We start from the raw sequence: 16,749 nt of genomic DNA on the forward strand, positions 1-16,749 counted from the left end.
TTTTTCAAGTTTTTTACGGCAACGGATATCGGGTACATTATAATATAGGATACCCTATTTAGAGTCTATATTCATCTAAAATAACTAAGTTCGCATCAAAATAGAGTTGGAAGAGAGTGTCGAATTTCGTTTTCGAGTTTGTTAGCCGAACCTTAAACCTATTTCTTCATCCCTCGTACGGGAAACTAATCTGAATGCCACACTAAATTAAAAAATTATGTCGAGACCAATCAAGAAAGGATTAAGTTATTTTCCACTGGACACCGATATGCTGTCCGATCGAAAAATACGTCGCTTATTTCAAAATTATGGATGCGAAGGTTTCTCCACCTACATGGCGATCCTGTGTGAAGCGTATGGCACCACGGGATATTACATCCGATACACGGACGATTTCTGTTTTGATATCGGATTTACGCTCAATCTGAAGGAAGAACAGATCCGTGAGATCATCGGATTTTGTGTTGAGATCCGATTATTTAATCAGGAACTATTCGCCCTGCAAGGAATCCTCACATCTTTCGGAATCCAATCCCGCTATCGGGAAATCAACAAGCGGAGCATATCCCGTATCTCCCCCGAATGGGAAATCCGGGAAGAGACCGCCCCTATTTCTACGGTAGAAATATCGGTTCCTGTTACAGAAACCCCGGTTTTAGCGACAGAAACAGCCCCAAAAGGAAAAGGAAAAGGAAATAAAACAAACACGGTAACAAAAATTCAAGCTAGAAATGAACATTCGACCTCAAATGATAACGGAGAGGCAGGCCGCAGAGCCGAGTTACTCCAAATGGCAGCCAACGCCACAAGCGCTAGCCGACATGCGTAAACGATACGGAGACGCCCAAGGTTTCCTATCGATATTCACCCCCGATCTACAGATCGCCGCCGCCCGTCACCCGGAGCGGACCTATACGGGCACGGCCCCTACGCTGGCCACGATAGCCGTCGGCTACGGTGAACCGGTAGCTATCGTATGGATCTGCATCCAGCTGGAGAACGTAAACCTGTTCGCGGGGGTAAAAGAGAAAATGCCCGTCAGCCGCCAAAAAGAGCTGTCAGCCTTGATTCTCACAGAGTACCCATTTTTAAAGGCTTCCGAGATACTCCTTTTCTTCCACCGGCTGAAATGCGGACGGTACGGACGCTTCTACGGATCGGTGGATGCCTTGACCATCACGACCTCGCTCCTGCAATTCATGGACGAGCGACGGAAAGAGAGCGTCCGCTACCGGCAACCGGACACGGCAGCTCCCGCCACGACCACCCCCTCCTCGAGTGGTATCACGTATGAAGAGTATTTAAGATTAAAAGAACAAAAACAGCAACACCATGAACACGAATAGAATCTATGGCCATCAAGAGTTGGCCCTTTTATATTTCCCGAACGTACTCCCCTCCTCGGCCTCCACGCAATTGACCCGTTTCATCCGCCGGGACCCGGAGCTACTGTCTGCCCTCGAAGCCATCGGCTATCGTAAAGGCATCCGCCTTTACACGCCCTTGCAAGTGCGGACCATCGTCGATCATATGGGTGACCCCGAGAATTGGAATCTTTAATTTCCAAGCCTCAATTATCAATTTTCCATTATTAACGGCATAACGGTGATTTCTCCCGTAATCCAACTCTTTTTTTCGAGCGAATCACGGCCGTAAATGTTCTCAAAAAAACACGTACATGTTTTTCGAAAAACACGTACGACTTTTTCCGAAAATACGTACGTCTTTTTTTCGGGTACAAATCCCGACATTGACCGACACTGACCGACTGCCCTTTTTTCAGTCTCTTACCTTTGCGGAAAAAAGAAATGATGAATAAACTTGTATGTATCGGGCTAATTATCCTATCCGCATTGTCTTGCTCGGTTTCACGAGATAACAAGCAAAGGCTGTATAAACACGAGAAAGACTCCCTCTCGGCAATCCGTATCGACCATCTCTTTCGCCAAGCCAAAAGCGACAGCCGGAATCACCTATCGGCCACCCTGCGCCAAGTAACCTTCTCTTCCCCCGACAGTTCCGGGCGGCAATATCCGCTGTCCGTGACCACCGCCACCCTGCAAGAACAATCCCGGCGATCGGCAACAGACACCTCTTCCCTATCCAGCGCCCAACGATCCACGCAAACCAGTCCGCCACGCACGTATCGCAGGAGAGCAAGGAGCGAAAAAGACAGGCGACCCCTTGGTGGCTATGGCTAGCGCCGGGCCTTGCCCTCATCGTGATTCTCAAAAAACGACCTCGACAAAATAAAAACTCATCCTATGAACCATAAAAGAAATAAGTATCAGAAAAGAATAAATATACAATTAACAGTAGCCGTGATGTTATGCCTAGCCGGCCTCTCGCTGCTGTTCATGGGATTCTGGTGTAGCCCCACGGGAGAGATCCATAATTCCGTATTAATCGGCTTCGGTGAGGTCTCCACTTTCGCCGGCGCCCTATTCGGGGTGGATTACAAATATAAGGAGAAAAGGAACTATTAAGAAATAAGAAAACGGTAGGTGATAGTATAAATTTTTTTATTACTTTTACCCCTTACATATAATGGACTTATGAGAAAAACCTTTGTTTACCTCTTAATACTAGGCTTAACCTATTTTATTTCTTGTGATAGGCCAAACCATCACCCTTCAATCTTCCAGAAGGTAGAGAGATTAATGCCCCAACATCCGGATAGCGCCTTGGCACAAAAACAGTGGGAACAAGCGGCTTTATTATCCAAACGCTATGAGTTATCGCATGATTCCATAGAAAAAGCACGTCTGGAACAAGAGCTGGAAACAGAAAAGAATAAATGTATAACCTTGAGCAAAAGAAAAGACGTTCTAACCTATGTCATGTAAAAAAATAGCGGAATAAACAATAAATAAAATAATAGGCAAATGAAAACATTCAGTTTTATAGGAGTAACCATCCTGTTTGTAGTGACAGGGTGTGGAGGCAGTCATTCATCGACCGATGAGTTTATTACCGTAGATGTAAATGAAAGTTATTCAACCAAAAAAGAACTGGTACTGCAAGACTTCATGGATGTGGAATACATTCCTCTGGAAACAAACGATGAGTTTATTAATCAGGGATATGTACAAGCGGTTGGTGAAAAATACATAATAGTGGCAAATTATAATAATGATGGGAATATATTCGTATATGACCGGAGCGGAAAGGCCATCCGTAAGATAAACCGTAAAGGACAAGGAGGGGAAGAATATATAAATTTTAGATGTGTTACGTTGGACGAAGAAAACAATGAAATATTTATAAATGATCACTATAAGAAAAGAATAAAGGTTTATGATTTAGAGGGAAATTTTAAACGCAGTTTGAAGCAGAAAACAGAAGGTGACTCTCAGTTCTATTGGGAAATATTCAATTATGACAAAGAAAATCTGATTTGTTACGATGAAATCAATGCTGAGATACCCTTCCTGCTCGTATCGAAGCAGGACGGGAGCATAACCAAGGAAATAAGACCTTCCTTTAAAGAGAAGAAGTACTTTTTTCAAGTCTTACGGATGGAAAATAGTACAAGAGCTGCCGGACCGGGATCTTACAGCAGAATCACTCCGTTTAATGGTAATTGGATTCTATTAGAACCCTCATCAGATACGATCTACACATTGATGCCCGATTGCAGTTTACGTCCGTTTATCGCACGAACGCCACCTATCCATACCATGGATCCGGAAGTGTTCTTGATTCCGAGGTTGATATCCAATCGCTATTATTTCATGGAAGGTATAAAAAACGTATATGATTTCAGGAAAGAAGAAGGATTCCCTAAAACCTACTTTGTGTATGATACCCAAGAAAAGGAGTTTTCTAGGTATATTATATACAATGGAGATTATACTTCTAAAAATGAATTCTATATGGTTATGCTGACCCCTATCAATGCCCAAGGTGAATCATGGGCTACCCTGAACGCTTTCGATCTTTGCCGGGACTATCAAAAGGGAAAGTTGAAAGGCAAACTAAAAGAAGTGGCCGCGACATTGGAAGAGGATGACAATCGGGTGGTAATGTTGGTGAAATCTAAAAAGTAAAAAAATATCAACAGTGATGGAAAACAATTCATCAGCTGGTGGTCATAGGGAATCACGCCAACACGAAGGATGCCGTCATCCGGATAAGGCATTGGAACGATCTGAGGTGAACATAGAGGGCTTTACTACCAACAAAAAGAGCCTCAATAAATGCTAGACAACACCTTTACGAAAATATCGGAGATATTATTTGCTTATATACAGGAAGAAGTATATGTTTGTCGTGAGGACTCTGTAAACACAAATCATCATTCCATTTTCATGGAATGATTCAACTTGTGTAATATTCATTGTTTAAATAAAAAAACGCATGAATAAAATCATATATTACGTATCGATCACGTTACTAACGGTTGTTTCCTCATGCGGAAATAAAGAGACAAATGTATCCAGAAAGTTGACCTTGGATAATTGCCCGGTCATAGCTCAGGTTATTAATCTGCAAGGAGATCCGGTGACTAATTTAGACTTTTCTTCCGTAAAGGATACATTCAATTTACCATTAAGCTCCTTGCTATCTTCCTTTCAAGTTATTCGCCTAGAAAATTCGGAAGACGCACTGACCGCCGCAGGACAAGATACCCATATAGCCGTGAGTGACCATTATATTTTAGTGAAATCTTTTAGGGCAGGCTCTTCTTGTAAGCTCTATAACCGTAATGGGGATTTCATCAGAAAGATCTCCTCCCAAGGACAAGGGCCGGATGAATATAACTTATCTATTTATGATCAGTATTTAGATGAAAATAATAATAAAATCTATCTAATGGAGATTCGTGCCTCTAAGATATTAGTGTTTGACCTCGACGGGCAGCCACAAAAACACATTCCTCTGGCCTATATAACCCATAAAGGACGATTTGTTATCAATGACGAGAAAAAAACAGTAACCGTCATGTGCATACCTTTTCAGGGAACTCCCACCGCATTGATCTGGACACAGGATTTCGAAGGCAATATCATCCAAGAATATCCGGTCTCCGACCAATTCATGTTGATCCCAAGCACTTACGATTATGAGGTACGGTAGTCCTTGAATACCAACGCTTCCGACTTCTATCTTCATAATTGTATAGCCTCGCAAGACACACTTTATCATTATGACATAGACTCGAATACGCTACACCCTGTTTTTACGATGCATACGGGTCATGAGCCGATCTGCCATTATTTCACGGAGCTGCCCAATCACTTTCTAGTCACTTGGTATACGCAAACCTCTTGGAATAATGAGTTACCCCGTTTCCCGAAAATCCTAGTAGACAAACAAAGCCTTAAAGGTTGTTTCGTGAATTTGAAATGGAATATGCTAGGGAATATAGATGGGCCTACCAATCCGTCCTTCAATCGAGGTTATTTCACTGCGATCATGGAACCTTACGCATTAAAAGAGCAATTGGAAAAAGTTTTGATTTCCAATCAAAAACTATCTCCGGAGGTGTTGAGAAAAGTAAAAGAGTTGAATAATCGAATTACCGATGATGATAATTGTATCGTCTTTATAGGAAAATTGAAAACAAAATAAAAGAAACATGAAAGCCATAATCACAATCTCAGCGATATGCATACTTTTAACGGTAGGATGCAATCGAAACCCAGAGAATCCGGATAAGTTGCGAACCATACTTTTCGAGCGATGCATAGAGACAGAGCAAAAGATGAAAATCTCCGAGATAGCCGATACCATTGAGTATTTAGAGTTGAAGACTCCACATGATATCGTAATCTCCCGCATCTTAAACATTGTCTGCGGTGATAATTTCTGGTTGATTCACACAAGGCAAGGAATTTACAAATTTACGAGAACCGGTGAATTCGTTAAACAGATAGGCCGTCAAGGACAAGGACCCGACGAATATCTCTATATTCTAGGCATAGATATAAATCCTACTCGAAAAGAGATCATCCATGCGGATACGCAACAGATCTTATATTATGATTACGATGGAAATTTTCTTCGGAAGGAGAAAATTAATGATTACTTTTTTAATATAGTCTTTGTGGATTCTGTATTATGGACTTGTAATCTTTGTATGCATATAGATAAATATATGGCTTGCGCATTGAGTTTAGCGGGTGATACCGTTACTGTCATGCCCAATCCGAATTATGGGATAGAGAGTCTCAACGAGGGATTTTCTTTTGTCTCCTCCTCTGAATTGAGAGAATTCTCGAAATATAAAGAGAATGTTTATATGAAAACCCGCTCGTCAAGAGATACCGTATATCAGTTATCGGGAACAAAATGGAGACCTTATCTCTATCTAGATATGGGTAAATACCAGATGCCCATAGAGTACGAGGCTTGGTATTCCGAGGACGCATATAACAAAAATGCGATTAATTATTGGAATATACCAAGATTGGAGGAAGACGATCGTTACTTCTTTTTCACCGCAGTCAGGCAAAAGCAGACTCAACGGGGAGAGAATGAGAATGATTACAAATTCGTGATTTACGATAAAAAAGAGAGGGAGGGTTTTGTTGTGAAAAATGAGGACGGGATGAAAATCACCGACGATATTTTAGGTGGCCCCAATTTCTGGCCTCGTTGGAGTACTAACGACCTATACATTACGACCATGGAATGGTTCGACCTAGCGCAATGGATAAAGGATAAGAAACGCACCCTATCCCCTACCTTGCAAAAACAGTTCGAAAGTTGGGGAGAGGACACAAATCAACTGATCGTGTTGTGTAGAAAAAAGAGAACAAATATTTTGGCATTTGGGCAAAGAAGATAATCCCATCATAATATTAATGGAATAATTTTTGGTAGTACGAGCAAACTGTGTCAACTAAATATTTTTCATCCGTTGTCATATCCGGCTGAGCCAAATAGACATGAACCTATCATACACGATATACCCATCCGGTTGCCTCAATATAAACTCCTTATCTATTAAGATCCTTAAGGAAGTATTCACGCTACTCACCGCCTTCAAATCATACTTTTTGATGAAGGCGGCAGCATTGACCTCCCGGACAATCCCTTCCTTGGCGATCGCTTTCAATAGCTGGATTTGATTAAATGTCAACAATTGGAAATAAGTCTGGTAGGTATATTCTTCTTCCCGTAAGATCTCCATCATGAGAGAATCAAGAAGCTCCGGAGAAAGTGTTTTTTCCGGTAAAGCGAAGAGACGGTTCAAAAGATATTGCACATACCAAGTATGCCCATCTACCCATGTGTACACCTTATCAAATATTTCTTCCGGAAGCTCCTTCCCTTCCTTCTCGAAGAAAGAATGGGCAAAGGAAAAATACACCTCCTTGCTGATCTTGTCTAAAAATAATTTTTGGGTGGATTGATAGAAGGGGCGCTTGATTGAGAAGAATATATATTCCATCAAGTGCTTTTTACTCCCCGAAAAGATAAAATGAACATTCGGCAAAAATTGAATATAAGAACGCAATAGGCCTTCCACCCCTTTCTCCGGATATTCCATGATTTGCTGGAACTCGTCAATAGCCAGATAACATTCTCTTCCAGACTGCCGCAAGTAGTCGAAAATCTCCTTCAGCGTCTCCTCCTCTTTCGAAGGGACGATATCCAAGGATACAGACGGAATGCCCGATAACTCATCCATTGTTATCACGGGACGGCAACTCTTAAAAAAAGAAAGCAAGGTCTTCAGCGTAGATTGAGAGAGACTATCCAGCTTACCTAAGATCTCCCTTCCCAACAAAGCGACAAACTCACGCAAATTTTGAGTAGAGAAAATATCTAAGTAGAAGCACTTGGCATTCTTCTCCTTTTCTTGTAGCGTATAAAAAACATTCTTGATCAAACCGGTCTTTCCCATACGGCGAGGGCTTACCAACGTGATATTTCTCCCATTATGAAGAGCGGATAAAATCACTTCTGTCTCTTTCTCCCGATCACAAAAATATTCTGGACCTTGATAACCAACTATTAAAAAAGGATTATTCATATTCAGCATCTTATTTGCATTACGCAATTCACGTAACGCAAATTACGTAATAAAAAACCAGAATAACAAGTAAACCGACTACTACTTACATATCCCGACACTCACCGACACTCGCCGATTCCCGTTTTTCAGAGGGTCTATCTTTGCATTGTCATTAGTAATTAACCTTTTAAAATTCAAAATTATGGCAGTGAAATTTAAAGTAGTAAAGCGTAAGGTATTGAACGGCGCAGAGAAAGACTCAGTAAAGAACTACGCGATCGCTAAAACGTCGGGGACTTCGGACCTCAACAAATTATGTAAACTGATTTGCTCTCGCTCCACACTTTCGTCGGCGGACGTGAAAGCGGTGCTCGATTCATTAAACTGGGCGATGGATCTGGAACTTTCCTCCGGCAACGTGGTGCAATTGGGAGAATTTGGAAACTTCCGTATGTCTATTAACTCCGAAGGAACGAATACGCCCGAGGACTTCGACGCCACCAAGATAAAGGGGGCACGTATTATCTTTTTCCCGGGCTCGGCCCTGCGGACTACCCGCAATGAGGTGAATTTCGAGCCTCTGGAGGTTACGAAAAAGAGCGCAGGTTCTGATAGCGAAAGCCCGGACGAGATATGAGAAAAATTGACCTGATCGTGATTCATTGCTCGGCAACCCGTGAGAATACGGATTATAGCCCGGAGCAACTGGAGAGTGACCATAAGGCACGGGGATTCCTCCGTGCCGGTTACAACTTCTACATCCGTAAATCGGGAGAAGTAGTGAACCTGCGCCCGCTAGAGCAAATTCCGGCTCATGCGAGAGGACACAACAAACACAGCATCGGGATTTGCTACGAGGGTGGACTGGACATCACCGGACAGCCACGGGATACCCGCACACAGGCTCAAAAGACCTCGTTGTTACGTTTGATCCGGCATCTCTTAATCTGCTTTCCCGGCTCATGGGTCTGTGGGCACCGGGATCTCTCGGAGGACTTAAACGGAGACGGGACGATCTCGCCGGATGAATGGATCAAACAATGCCCCTCATTCAACGCGATCCCCGAATACAAAGAACTCGTGTATGAGCTACGAAAAAAATAAGTAAAAAATCTATGCTCCCACTAAGGGTTTTCAAATTTGGTTGCGACTATTAGTATAGAAACAACTTAAAATGGAGAACAGCATAGATCATATTATCACAAGGATATTAAGTGGCAACAGCTCCTCGGAAGATTTTCTTTCGCTGAGCGAATGGCTGAACGCAGACGAAAAGAACAAAAAAGAATTTCGGTTGCTAAAGAGTTATTGGGATGCGGAAGTCTCGTTCAGCCATTCCTTAATGCCTAATGTGTCCCTCGATAATTTGAGAAAGAAGATCGACGATCAAAGCCGGCAAAAGAGATTGAGGCTGATCCGTTTCATCGCTACTCCCATTGCGGCGGCAATCGCCTTTCTTGTTCTGTTTTTCGCTACGACGCACTTAAATACCCGGGAAGGGAAGGTTCAGCAATTCTATACCTATATAACCGATAAAAATAAATCTCATTTTACATTGGATGATGGTACGAAGATCATTTTGAACCGGAATAGTCGCTTTACCTACTCTGACGCATACGGTACGGATCAGCGAAAGGTTAATTTGGAAGGAGAAGCCTATTTCGAGGTGGCGAAAAATCCGGAAAGACCTTTCATCGTCGATATGGGAAATGCCTCCATACGGGTATTAGGAACGACCTTTAGTGTAAAAGCCGATAAAGGGAAGGATCAGATCACAGCCGTCCTGCTGGAAGGGTCTATCCGTTTCGAAAGCCCGACACAACAAGTCTTACTCGCTCCCGACCAGCAACTTACATTCATCCGTTCAACGAACAAGATTGATATCCAATCCGTCAACGCAAAAGAAAATCTGGCATGGAAAGACGGCTTGCTAAAGTATAAATCAATAGCGCTTTGTACCTTGCTGAATGAGCTTGAGAAAAGATACGAGATCCCGATCCATATAGAAAACAAGAGATTGCTGGACCCGAATGTCACTGTATCCGGAACATTCAGCGAGGATCAATCTTTAAAGGAGATTTTACAAGTAATATCTCGCAGTTTGCCGATCAAATGGTCACAAAGAGATGGAACTTACTATATTCAATAAAATAAAAATATCAACACATCTTAAAAAACAAGCAATGCCTATGAGATAACACGGATCATATCTTTCAAAAAAAACAAAACCGGCTGCAAAAATACAGCCGGCCCCATTAAAAAGAATTAATTCCTGCTTCTGCTACTCCACGACCAAATTTTGTGGCAGACGCATATTATCAACCTTTTATCAGTACAAAAATATGGAAAATGTTTCGTATTATAGGTCTTTTAGGTCCAAAGACTTAAAAAAAATGCTCTCGGTCCTAAAAATGTCCTTTATTTTACTTTTCTTGACACTGTTCCAAGCGGTAGCGACTAATTCCTATTCACAATCTGTAACGATTTCCGTGAAGACGGATCAGGCCCCGCTAACCGATCTATTCGCTATTATAGAAAAACAAAGCGATTTCTTATTCTTCTATGTGGATTCTGACGTAAAGAACGTAAAAGTGAGCGTGAACTCAACCGATAAGTCCATAGAAAATATCTTATCGCAAGCACTACGCAACACGAGTTTGAAATATTCGATCGAAGGACGAAATATCAATGTATTTAATAAAAACATTGTCGCCCAGCAAACTAAAAAACGTATTACCGGTGTCGTTAAAGATGCGGAAGGAAACGCTATTATCGGCGCTAACGTTGTCGAGAAAGGCACGACCAACGGCACGATTACAGATCTGGATGGTAAATACGTTATGGAAGTATCCTCTAACGCGACCCTTGAGTTTTCCTATATCGGTTACATGACACAGTTGCAACCGGTAGGCGGTAAAAACGTGATCAATGTAAACTTGAAAGAAGACACTCAAAAACTGGACGAGGTAGTCGTAGTAGGTTACGGTACGCAGACAAAACGTGAGATTACCGGTTCTATCACCAATGTGACCGCTGAGGATTTCAACCAAGGTCTGACTCGTAACGCAGCGGATTTGTTACAAGGTAAGGTGGCCGGTTTAACGATCAATACGGGTTCCGGCGACGTAACGGGCAACTCGACGATTCAATTAAGAGGTATGTCAACCTTACAAAAGGACCAAGGTCCGTTGGTTGTTATCGATAATGTACCGGGCATGGACATGTCTACGGTTAATCCGCAGGATATCGAATCTATCTCTATCTTGAAAGACGCGTCTTCAGCCGCTATCTATGGTTCCCGTTCAGCGGGTGGTGTTATCCTTATCACTACGAAGAAAGGTTACGCCAGCAAACCGACCATCGCTTATAATGGAGCGTTCGGTGTATCTACCTTAGCTAACAAACCGAATCTGTTAACAGCGGACCAATGGCGTAGCTATACTTCCTCTACCCCGGGTAAGGATGGTAAGGATTTTGACATGGGAGCGAACACGGATTGGTTCGACGAGATCACGAGAATCGGTTTCCAACAGGATCATGCCGTGTCTTTATCAGGAGGTGGTTCACACCATAACTATAGAGGTTCCCTTTCTTATATGCAACGTGAAGGTATCGCACGCGATAACTCCATGAACCGTTACAACGCCCGTTTCCAATTCTCCCAACGTGCGCTGGAGGATCGTTTGAAAGTAAGCATCACCGGCGTGGCTACCGTTACGGATAACGCACCGACAAATACGACAAACTTCTTGCTTGCCTACAATATGATTCCCGTACGTCCGGTTAAGCTAGAGGATGGATCTTGGTTCGACACACGTGAATACGACCAAGGAAACCCGGTACGTAACCAGAAAGAGAATACACATAAGAACCGCATCAATAATTTCTATGGAACCGCTGATGTCGGTTATACGATTATCGATGGCTTAGAGGCTAAAGTTCTTTTAGCTAAAAGCCGGAACACGGAAGATGAGAGTAAATACAGTAGCATCGAGTCTCAAGCCGGCTACAACGATGGCGGTAAGGCCGAACGTTGGTCGAGATTGCGTGATAAGGATTTGATGGAATGGACCGCCAATTACTCGGCAGAGTTCAATAAGCATAAGATCAATGCCTTGATCGGTTATTCTTGGGAAGAGGAGAACTATGAGGAGACTCACGTACAGACCCGTGGTTTCGTCACTGATTTATTAGGCGCTAACAATTTGGCCGCGGGACAAAACCTGAACCCCGGAGACGCGGAGTCTGAGAAATGGCAAAGTCGCCTGATCTCTTTATACGCAAGAGCCAATTATAGCTTCAATGAGAAATATATGTTGACAGCTACCGTACGCCGGGATGGTTCTTCCAAATTTGGAACGAATAACAAATGGGGTACCTTCCCTTCCGTTTCCGTGGGTTGGAATATCACCCAAGAATCATTTATGCAAAAAGTAAACTGGCTTAACGACTTAAAGTTAAGTGTCGGTTATGGTATCACTGGTAATCAAACAGGATTGGACCCCTACAAAACCCTCGAGCTTTACGGCACAGATGGTGTATATTATGATACCGGTTCTTGGTTGCCTTCTTATAAGATCAGCCAGAACGCCAATCCGGACCTAAAATGGGAACAAACAGCGATGTTGAACATCGGACTTGATTTCTCCGTATTGGATAGCCGCCTAGGAGGTCGTATCGAATGGTATAACAAAAAGACCTCTGACATGCTTTATACCTATCCGGTACCAACCCCTCCTTATTTATATAATAAGATCATGGCAAACGTAGGTGATATGCGTAATACGGGTATCGAGTTGAGTTTGAACGCAGACGCTATCCGCACAAAGGATTTCGACTGGAACATTTCCTTGAACTTGGCTCACAATGAAAATGAGGTAACTCGTTTATCCAACGATGTATTCACGATGGATAAGATCTTATTAGGTGACGTATTCATCCGGGGTGGAAGCTCCAGTGGTACGCACGTATTGGAAGAAGGACGCCCTATCGGACAATTCTACGGTTTGGTTTGTAACGGTATTGACGAGAACGGTAGATATATCTTGGTAGATAAAGACGGCGACGGCGAGATTTCCGATCCGGCGGATTACGACTACATCGGTTCCGCACAGCCGAAATTGACTTACGGTATCACCAACTCTTTCCGTTACAAGAATTTTGACTTATCATTTTTCTTGCGTGGAACGATCGGTAATGATATATTGAATGCGACCCGCATGGCATACGCTCAATCCGGATTCCTGCCGGGAACGAATGCGCTGGACGATCCATTGACCTATACGTTAAGCGAAACTCCTAGATTCTCCAACTATTATTTAGAGAAAGGATCTTTTATGCGTCTCGACAACTTGACTTTAGGTTATAAGATCAAAGCTTTGAACGGTATCCGTGTTTATTTCACGGCACAAAACCTATTCGTTATCACGAAATATAAAGGTCTTGATCCCGAAGTCCCTATGGATTCAGGAGACGGTTTAACCCCGGGTGTAGAACCTCGTGAATTTTATCCGAAGGCACGCACATTCTCTGTTGGATTAAACTTGAATTTCTAATACATAAACAGTAACGATCATGAAAAGATTATTCAAAAATATAATATGTGCCGTACTCGCTCCGGTAGCGCTTGTCTCTTGCATGGATTTGGACGAGAACGTATACGACAAACTTCCTACCGACGAATTCGGGACAACGGAAAAGCAGATCAACGCAATCATGGCTCCGGCATATCAATCTTTGAAAAATATGCTAGCCTACGACGGTCCTTGGGGGGCGGCCGATATGACAGCCGATATCTTGATGGCACCGACACGTGTAGGTGGTGACTGGTGGGACGGTGGACAGTATATGGAACAATGTATGCATAGCTGGAAACCGAACTCTTACTCTGTAGAAAATTGCTGGGATTATTGTACGGGAGGCCTAACTACGGTTAACTCCGTATATAATATTATAGAGAAAAGCGAAGCCATGAGCGATGAGCTTAAGCTTCAATACTTGTCCGAGTTAAGAGGATTACGCGCTTTCTGGTATTATGTAATCGTAGATATCTTCGGTAACGCCCCACTAGTGACAGATTTTGAGGATACCTCCTTGCCCTCCAGCACAAGCCGTGCGGACATTTATAAATATGTGGTTAAGGAATTAACCGAGATCATCCCGAACTTGCGCTCCGATGTATCAGATGCCAGCTACGGTAAGTTTACGCAAGGTGCTGCCCGCATGGTATTGGCGAAGATGTACCTCAACGCCGAGGAATGGATCGGTGAACCGAACTAGAAAGGTGTTGTGGAGCAATGCGACGAGATCATGAAACTCGAATATATCATCGAACCGAATTGGAAAACCAATTTCGAGGTTCATAACGAGGTATCACGAGAGATCATTCTCCCGATCTGCTACAAGGCATCCGATGAGTGGGGCAACTCCATCCATCTTTGGACATTGCATTATCTGGATCCCGATGTATTAGGTTTCACCGGCGGTATGTGGAACGGTATCAACGCCCAGCCGGATTTTGTCCGCACATTTGATACGGAAGATCCTCGTTACGAAGGTTCGTTCTTGATCGGCCCGATGATCGACCCTAGCACGGGAGAGATTTTGAAAACGACCCTAGGACATGACTTGATCCATACGATCGACTTAAATGTGGTACCGGGAACAGAGAAAACCGATGCGGACGGTAACTTAACTCCGTGGGGCGAAGTTCACCAAGAAGACGGCGCACGTATCAATAAGTGGGTATATGAGAAAGGCATGCAAAATACCAATATGGAGAACGATATCGCTATTTTCCGTCTGGCTGATGTATACCTAATGAAAGCGGAAGCCTTGGTTCGCATGGGCGGGGATCTCGGTGAAGCTACTCGTCTGGTAAACGCTATCCGGGAAAGGGCTTATGGTAATTCCGATCATAATTACACGAGCGTGACATTAGATGATATTTATAACGAGCGTGGTTATGAGTTGGCATTCGAATTTGTCCGCCGCCAAGATATGATCCGCTTCGGGACTTATCTGAAACCGAGATATATGAAGCCGAAACAGACTCCGGAATATCGTAAGATCTTCCCGATCCCGTTCAAGGCTTGGCAGAAGAACAATAATTTGGTTCAGAACCCGGGATATCCGGCATTCTAATCATATCAGTCTGTTTTTAATCTCAATTCTTTAGACCCCAATTCAATTATTAATCATAATATGAACAAATTTATGAAAGAGGTAAATAAACAATCCAGTCCGACTGGAATCTCTAGAAGGGAATTCCTTGGGATGGCAGCCACAGGCGCTGCCGCCCTTACGATCCTGCCCAGCTTTACCGTAGCGGGATTAGGACATGTAGCTCCCAGCGATAAGCTTTATATCGCGAAAATAGGCTGCGGCGGTATGGGAGCCGCCGATTTGGGTAGCTTAATGAATACGCCGCATAAGAACGCGGCGATCACCTGTCTGTGCGACGTGGATGACCGTCAATCTGTCGACGCTCGCAAGACCTATCCAAAAGCTAAGTATTTTAACGACTTCCGTGAGATGTACGAGAAGGAAGGTAAGAACTTCGATGCCGTATGTATCTCCACCCCGGATCATAACCATGCGATCCAAGCTTTCGGCGCTATGCGGATGGGTAAGCACGTATATCTGCAAAAACCGATCGCGCACGATATTTACGAGGCACGTATCCTTACCGAGGCTGCCAAGAAATATAAGGTCGTGACCCAGATGGGTGACCAAGGTAACTCTTGCGACGGTATGCGTACCCTTCGTGAATGGCTCGAGGCAGATCTGTTGGGTGACATCCAGAAAGTATATTGCTGGACCAACCGCCCCGTATGGCCGCAAGGTATTCCTTGGTCGAACCAGAAACCGCCTGTTCCTAAAGGCTTGAATTGGGATTTATGGTTAGGAACAGCGGAGTATGTAGACTATGTGGATAATTTGGTTCCGTTCAACTGGCGTGGTTGGTGGCGTTTCGGTACAGGCGCTCTTGGAGATATGGGTTGCCACATCATCGGCCCTCCATTCAAATTGCTTCAATTAGGCTATCCGACCGAGGTTTCTTGCAGCACGACCAATGTTTACTCCGGAATCTTCGAAGAAGCCTATTATCCTGAAAGTTGCCCGGTAGCCAGCTCGATCCGTTATAAATTCAAGAAGAAAGACGGAAGCGACTTGAGCCTATATTGGATGGACGGCGGTATCATGCCAGAACGTTTCGAGGAGATCGACCCAGATGCCGATATGACCTGCACGATGGGAGACTTGGATATGATGGACGTGGAAGGCGCAACCGTATTCGTAGGTACGAAAGGTATGGCTTCTTGCGGCTGGGGTGGTTCCGATCCAAGATTCTGGCCGAAGGGGGTAAAGGCGAACAAGAAACCTTTATTCAACAAAGACGTGAACATTCCTCATAAATATAAACGTATCGAAGGGGGTACGAATGGCCACTATTGGGCATGGATCGACTCTTGTATCGCAGGGTACGACAAGGCGGACGTAGAATCTCCATTCGAAGGATACGCCGGTCCGTTGACGGAGACCGTATTGATGGGTAACTTGATCTTACGGAGCCATAATATCCGGGAACAAGTGAAACATAACGACTCGATCTACGGAGAGCGTGAAGGCTTCATCTATCCGGGAAGAAACAAGACTTTCCTATGGGATGGAGCGAATATGCGTATCACCAATTTCGAGCAGGCGAACCAATTCATCAAGCGGAAATACCGCGATGGATGGGAAGACCTGAAGTTATAAAAGCTAACAGGAATCTAACGGTA

19 protein-coding genes are annotated in these 16,749 nt (G+C 43.6%); 18 read left to right on the forward strand and 1 reads right to left on the reverse strand.

The genetic code is table 11. The features are described from left to right. Positions 1-217: 217 nt before the first annotated feature. The 11 genes from DW033_RS18095 (at position 218) to DW033_RS18135 (ending at position 6,793) form a co-directional block, all read left to right on the forward strand. The gene (locus tag DW033_RS18095; protein WP_048926875.1) at positions 218-829 is read left to right on the forward strand and encodes a DUF4373 domain-containing protein; all 612 of its coding nucleotides are present in this window, start codon (positions 218-220) and stop codon (positions 827-829) included. Further along, a complete protein-coding gene (locus DW033_RS18100; RefSeq protein ID WP_081024259.1) occupies positions 732-1,346 on the forward strand; it encodes a DUF6633 family protein in 615 nt (204 codons plus the stop codon). The genes DW033_RS18095 and DW033_RS18100 overlap by 98 nt, the downstream gene beginning before the upstream one ends. Next, a complete protein-coding gene (locus DW033_RS18105; protein WP_005863971.1) occupies positions 1,333-1,560 on the forward strand; it encodes a DUF4248 domain-containing protein in 228 nt (75 codons plus the stop codon). The genes DW033_RS18100 and DW033_RS18105 overlap by 14 nt, the downstream gene beginning before the upstream one ends. A gap of 248 nt (positions 1,561-1,808) precedes the next feature. Continuing rightward, positions 1,809-2,201 (forward strand): hypothetical protein, encoded by a 393-nt coding sequence (locus tag DW033_RS18110; protein ID WP_233554239.1) that lies wholly within the window; start codon positions 1,809-1,811, stop codon positions 2,199-2,201. A gap of 63 nt (positions 2,202-2,264) precedes the next feature. Next, the gene (locus DW033_RS18115) at positions 2,265-2,486 is read left to right on the forward strand and encodes a hypothetical protein (protein WP_005863967.1); all 222 of its coding nucleotides are present in this window, start codon (positions 2,265-2,267) and stop codon (positions 2,484-2,486) included. Between the two features lie 69 nt (positions 2,487-2,555). Beyond that, complete coding sequence (locus DW033_RS24395; RefSeq protein WP_005863966.1) at positions 2,556-2,846, forward strand: hypothetical protein; 291 nt, start codon at positions 2,556-2,558, stop codon at positions 2,844-2,846. Positions 2,847-2,885: 39 nt separating this feature from the next. Then, positions 2,886-4,049, forward strand: coding sequence for a 6-bladed beta-propeller (locus DW033_RS18125; RefSeq protein WP_048926877.1), 1,164 nt, complete (start codon positions 2,886-2,888; stop codon positions 4,047-4,049). 16 nt (positions 4,050-4,065) lie between these two features. Next, positions 4,066-4,206, forward strand: a complete 141-nt coding sequence (locus tag DW033_RS24530; RefSeq protein ID WP_005863964.1) for a hypothetical protein — start codon at positions 4,066-4,068, stop codon at positions 4,204-4,206. A 153-nt stretch (positions 4,207-4,359) separates the two neighbouring features. Beyond that, positions 4,360-5,079 carry a 6-bladed beta-propeller gene (locus DW033_RS25000; protein WP_229040570.1) on the forward strand — a complete coding sequence of 240 codons (720 nt, stop codon included), beginning with the start codon at positions 4,360-4,362 and terminating at the stop codon, positions 5,077-5,079. A gap of 108 nt (positions 5,080-5,187) precedes the next feature. Beyond that, positions 5,188-5,574, forward strand: a complete 387-nt coding sequence (locus DW033_RS25005; RefSeq protein WP_229103509.1) for a hypothetical protein — start codon at positions 5,188-5,190, stop codon at positions 5,572-5,574. 7 nt (positions 5,575-5,581) lie between these two features. Next, positions 5,582-6,793, forward strand: coding sequence for a 6-bladed beta-propeller (locus DW033_RS18135; RefSeq protein WP_008773300.1), 1,212 nt, complete (start codon positions 5,582-5,584; stop codon positions 6,791-6,793). A 75-nt stretch (positions 6,794-6,868) separates the two neighbouring features. On the opposite strand, the gene DW033_RS18140 is transcribed toward DW033_RS18135, so the two are convergent. After that, the gene (locus DW033_RS18140; RefSeq protein ID WP_005863959.1) at positions 6,869-7,984 is read right to left on the reverse strand and encodes an ATP-binding protein; all 1,116 of its coding nucleotides are present in this window, start codon (positions 7,982-7,984) and stop codon (positions 6,869-6,871) included. 184 nt (positions 7,985-8,168) lie between these two features. Between DW033_RS18140 and DW033_RS18145 the strand changes: the two genes are divergently transcribed. From DW033_RS18145 to DW033_RS18170, 7 genes are all read left to right on the forward strand, one after another. Next, a complete protein-coding gene (locus tag DW033_RS18145; protein WP_005863956.1) occupies positions 8,169-8,603 on the forward strand; it encodes an HU family DNA-binding protein in 435 nt (144 codons plus the stop codon). After that, complete coding sequence (locus tag DW033_RS18150) at positions 8,600-9,070, forward strand: N-acetylmuramoyl-L-alanine amidase (protein ID WP_009016469.1); 471 nt, start codon at positions 8,600-8,602, stop codon at positions 9,068-9,070. The genes DW033_RS18145 and DW033_RS18150 overlap by 4 nt, the downstream gene beginning before the upstream one ends. A 70-nt stretch (positions 9,071-9,140) precedes the next feature. Further along, positions 9,141-10,115: a FecR family protein gene (locus DW033_RS18155; protein WP_005863952.1), complete on the forward strand. Its 975-nt coding sequence runs from the start codon at positions 9,141-9,143 to the stop codon at positions 10,113-10,115. 262 nt (positions 10,116-10,377) lie between these two features. Continuing rightward, the gene (locus tag DW033_RS18160; RefSeq protein ID WP_122383007.1) at positions 10,378-13,521 is read left to right on the forward strand and encodes a SusC/RagA family TonB-linked outer membrane protein; all 3,144 of its coding nucleotides are present in this window, start codon (positions 10,378-10,380) and stop codon (positions 13,519-13,521) included. A gap of 19 nt (positions 13,522-13,540) precedes the next feature. Further along, complete coding sequence (locus DW033_RS25010; protein WP_233554240.1) at positions 13,541-14,245, forward strand: RagB/SusD family nutrient uptake outer membrane protein; 705 nt, start codon at positions 13,541-13,543, stop codon at positions 14,243-14,245. 30 nt (positions 14,246-14,275) lie between these two features. After that, positions 14,276-15,109 (forward strand): RagB/SusD family nutrient uptake outer membrane protein, encoded by an 834-nt coding sequence (locus DW033_RS25015; RefSeq protein WP_233554242.1) that lies wholly within the window; start codon positions 14,276-14,278, stop codon positions 15,107-15,109. Positions 15,110-15,181: 72 nt separating this feature from the next. Then, on the forward strand, positions 15,182-16,726 hold the full coding sequence (locus DW033_RS18170) for a Gfo/Idh/MocA family protein (RefSeq protein WP_005863945.1): 1,545 nt from the start codon (positions 15,182-15,184) through the stop codon (positions 16,724-16,726). Positions 16,727-16,749 lie beyond the last annotated feature (23 nt).

This window comes from Parabacteroides sp. AF39-10AC, from assembly GCF_003635405.1.
Classification (GTDB): domain Bacteria; phylum Bacteroidota; class Bacteroidia; order Bacteroidales; family Tannerellaceae; genus Parabacteroides; species Parabacteroides distasonis.

Coding starts and splice junctions, on each gene's coding strand:
- DW033_RS24530 (WP_005863964.1), top strand. CDS start 4,066: ATGGAAAACAATTCATCAGCTGGTGGTCATAGGGAATCACGCCAACAC.
- DW033_RS18125 (WP_048926877.1), top strand. CDS start 2,886: ATGAAAACATTCAGTTTTATAGGAGTAACCATCCTGTTTGTAGTGACA.
- DW033_RS18100 (WP_081024259.1), top strand. CDS start 732: ATGAACATTCGACCTCAAATGATAACGGAGAGGCAGGCCGCAGAGCCG.
- DW033_RS25010 (WP_233554240.1), top strand. CDS start 13,541: ATGAAAAGATTATTCAAAAATATAATATGTGCCGTACTCGCTCCGGTA.
- DW033_RS18150 (WP_009016469.1), top strand. CDS start 8,600: ATGAGAAAAATTGACCTGATCGTGATTCATTGCTCGGCAACCCGTGAG.
- DW033_RS25015 (WP_233554242.1), top strand. CDS start 14,276: ATGAAACTCGAATATATCATCGAACCGAATTGGAAAACCAATTTCGAG.
- DW033_RS18155 (WP_005863952.1), top strand. CDS start 9,141: ATGGAGAACAGCATAGATCATATTATCACAAGGATATTAAGTGGCAAC.
- DW033_RS25005 (WP_229103509.1), top strand. CDS start 5,188: ATGCATACGGGTCATGAGCCGATCTGCCATTATTTCACGGAGCTGCCC.
- DW033_RS18170 (WP_005863945.1), top strand. CDS start 15,182: ATGAAAGAGGTAAATAAACAATCCAGTCCGACTGGAATCTCTAGAAGG.
- DW033_RS18095 (WP_048926875.1), top strand. CDS start 218: ATGTCGAGACCAATCAAGAAAGGATTAAGTTATTTTCCACTGGACACC.
- DW033_RS18140 (WP_005863959.1), bottom strand. CDS start 7,984: ATGAATAATCCTTTTTTAATAGTTGGTTATCAAGGTCCAGAATATTTT.
- DW033_RS18145 (WP_005863956.1), top strand. CDS start 8,169: ATGGCAGTGAAATTTAAAGTAGTAAAGCGTAAGGTATTGAACGGCGCA.
- DW033_RS18115 (WP_005863967.1), top strand. CDS start 2,265: ATGAACCATAAAAGAAATAAGTATCAGAAAAGAATAAATATACAATTA.
- DW033_RS18135 (WP_008773300.1), top strand. CDS start 5,582: ATGAAAGCCATAATCACAATCTCAGCGATATGCATACTTTTAACGGTA.
- DW033_RS18110 (WP_233554239.1), top strand. CDS start 1,809: ATGATGAATAAACTTGTATGTATCGGGCTAATTATCCTATCCGCATTG.
- DW033_RS18105 (WP_005863971.1), top strand. CDS start 1,333: ATGAACACGAATAGAATCTATGGCCATCAAGAGTTGGCCCTTTTATAT.
- DW033_RS24395 (WP_005863966.1), top strand. CDS start 2,556: ATGAGAAAAACCTTTGTTTACCTCTTAATACTAGGCTTAACCTATTTT.
- DW033_RS25000 (WP_229040570.1), top strand. CDS start 4,360: ATGAATAAAATCATATATTACGTATCGATCACGTTACTAACGGTTGTT.
- DW033_RS18160 (WP_122383007.1), top strand. CDS start 10,378: ATGTCCTTTATTTTACTTTTCTTGACACTGTTCCAAGCGGTAGCGACT.